General features: G+C 49.5%; 1 protein-coding gene. It reads left to right on the forward strand.

Going from position 1 to position 978, the window contains the following annotated elements; genetic code table 11:
- Positions 1-978: hypothetical protein (locus KW844_RS28830; protein ID WP_218380237.1), on the forward strand; the 978-nt coding region annotated here is incomplete at both ends.

Genomic DNA, 978 nt, shown 5'->3' on the forward strand with positions numbered 1-978 from the left:
CCATTATCGTAGTGCCGGTAGGAGATCAGGTACAACTGACCTGGACCGTCACCAGTATCGTAAATGGTGTAGTAAACACTAATTGCCCAGCTACTACCGATGTAGTAACTATCTATAACTACGCTGCCAACCCAGCTGCCAACGCAGGAGCAGATCAGGAAGATTGTGGTAGAACTACTGCCTTCACCCTGGATGCCACCCCTGTAGTATCTACTGGAAACATCCAGCAGATCGGTACCTGGACCGTGCAGTACACTGGTGCTAATACAGCTCCGGTTGTAAGTGATATCCATGATCCAAAAGCTACCATCACGGTAACGCCTGGGGATCAGGTACAACTGACCTGGACAATCACCAGTATCGTAAATGGTGTAGTAAACACTAATTGCCCAGCTACTACGGATGTAGTAACTATCTATAACTACGCTGCAAACCCAGCTGCCAACGCGGGAGCAGATCAGGAAAATTGCGGTAGAACTACTGCCTTCACCCTGGATGCCACCCCTGTGGTATCTACTGGAAACATCCAGCAGATTGGTACCTGGACAGTGCAGTACACTGGTGCTAACACCGCTCCAACGGTAAGTGATATCCATGATCCAAAAGCTACCATCACGGTAACGCCTGGTGATCAGGTACAACTGACCTGGACAGTCACCAGCATGGTAAATGGTGTAGTAAACACTAATTGCCCAGCTACTACCGATGTAGTAACTATCTATAACTACGCTGCCAACCCAGCTGCCAACGCGGGAGCAGATCAGGAAGATTGCGGTAGAACTACTGCCTTCACCCTGGATGCCACCCCTGTGGTATCTACTGGCAACATCCAGCAGATCGGTACCTGGACGGTGCAGTACACTGGTGCTAATACAGCTCCAACGGTAAGTGATATCCATGATCCAAAGGCCACTATCATAGTGCCAGTAGGAGATCAGGTACAACTGACCTGGACCGTAACCAGTATCGTAAATGGTG

Origin of the sequence: Chitinophaga sp. sic0106 (assembly GCF_019219075.1) — a bacterium.
Taxonomy (GTDB): Bacteria; Bacteroidota; Bacteroidia; order Chitinophagales; family Chitinophagaceae; genus Chitinophaga.